Origin of the sequence: Streptomyces sp. NPDC002888, assembly GCF_042888465.1 — a bacterium.
Taxonomy (GTDB): Bacteria; Actinomycetota; Actinomycetes; order Streptomycetales; family Streptomycetaceae; genus Streptomyces.
Genome location: NZ_JBIAPU010000062.1, coordinates 1 through 1,638 on the forward strand (window position 1 = coordinate 1; position 1,638 = coordinate 1,638).

Annotated in this window: 2 protein-coding genes; both read left to right on the forward strand. The window is 65.1% G+C overall.

From position 1 onward, the window contains the following. The coding region (locus tag ACFYWX_RS47685) for a carbohydrate ABC transporter permease (RefSeq protein WP_389431804.1) at nt 1-750 on the forward strand (750 nt) is incomplete at its 5' end. Then, complete coding sequence (locus tag ACFYWX_RS47690; protein WP_389431805.1) at nt 747-1,637, forward strand: carbohydrate ABC transporter permease; 891 nt, start codon at nt 747-749, stop codon at nt 1,635-1,637. The genes ACFYWX_RS47685 and ACFYWX_RS47690, both read left to right, overlap by 4 nt. The last annotated feature ends 1 nt before the right edge of the window (nt 1,638 follow it).

A 1,638-nucleotide genomic window follows, 5' to 3' on the forward strand; every position in this document is an offset into this window, starting at 1 on the left:
TTCGACTCGATCACATGGGTGGGGCTGGACAACTTCCGGCAGTTGTTCACCGACAACCCGCAGTTCTGGCCCGCCGTACAGCACAACATCATCTGGTTCGTCGTGCTCATCCTGGTCCCGACGCCGATGGGCCTGTTCCTGGCCGTCCAGCTGGACAAGCGGATCCGCTTCAGCCGCGTCTACCAGACCGCGTTCTTCCTGCCCGTCGTCGTGTCGCTGGCCGTGACGGGCTTCGTCTGGCAGCTCGTCTACAACCCCGACACCGGCCTGATCAACAGCCTCATCGGCGCCAACAAGCCCGGCCACTACATCGACTGGATCGGCGACCCGCACCTCAACCTGTGGGCCGTCCTGGTCGCCGCCTCCTGGCGCCACACCGGCTACATGATGATCCTCTACCTCGCCGGTCTGAAGGGCGTCGACCCGTCCCTGCGGGAGGCCTCCGCGCTGGACGGCGCCAACGAGTGGCAGACGTTCAAGAACGTCATCTTCCCGACCCTGCGCCCGACCAACACGGTGGTCCTGGTCGTCACCATCATCGAGGCGCTGCGCGCCTTCGACCTGGTCTTCGTCTTCAACAAGGGCGCCCAGGGCACCGAGCTGCTGTCGATCCTGATCACCAACAACATCATCGGCGAGTCCAGCCGGATCGGTTACGGGTCCGCGATCGCCGTCGTCCTGCTGGTCATCTCCCTCGTGGTCATCATCCCGTACCTGATCGCGACCTTCCGGAAGGAGCGGCGCGCATGAGCACCACCACCGCCGCACTCGGCCGGCAGCGCACCCCGGTCCGCCCGGCCCGGGTCCTGCTGCACGTGTTCCTCGTCGTCACCTCGCTGGCCTGGCTCGCCCCGCTGCTGTGGGCGGTCTTCGCGGCCCTGCGCCCGTACTCGGAGACCAGCAACAAGGGGTACGTCTCCTGGCCGGACAAGCTGAGCCTCGACAACTTCAAGAACGCGTTCGAGCAGTCGGACATGATGCACTACTTCGGCAACACGCTGATCATCGCGGTCCCGGCCGTGCTGCTCACACTGCTGCTGGCATCGATGGTCGCGTTCTACGTCAGCCGCTTCGACTTCCGGCTCAACATCTTCCTGCTGCTGGTCTTCACCGCCGGCAACCTGCTCCCCCAGCAGGTCATCATCACCCCGCTGTACCGGATGTACCTGCTGATCGACCTGCCCGGCATCACGATGAGCGGCAAGCTGTACGACTCCGCACTCGGCCTGGTCCTCATCCATGTGGCGTTCCAGTCCGGCTTCTGCGCCTTCGTGCTCAGCAACTACATGCGGATGCTGCCGCACGAGCTGACCGAGGCCGCGCTGGTCGACGGCGCGTCGGTGTGGCGGATGTACTGGCAGATCGTGCTGCCGCTGTGCAAGCCGGCGATGGCCGCCCTGGCGACCCTCCTCTCCATCTGGATCTACAACGACTTCTTCTGGGCCATCGTCCTGATCTCCACCGGCGAGAACATGCCCATCACCTCCGCCCTCAACAACCTCTCCGGCCAGTACTTCACCGACCCCAACCTGGTCGCCGCCGGCGCCCTGCTCACCGCGATCCCGACACTGGTCGTGTACTTCGCACTGCAGAGGCAGTTCGTCAGCGGACTCACGCTCGGCGCCAACAAGGGCTGAC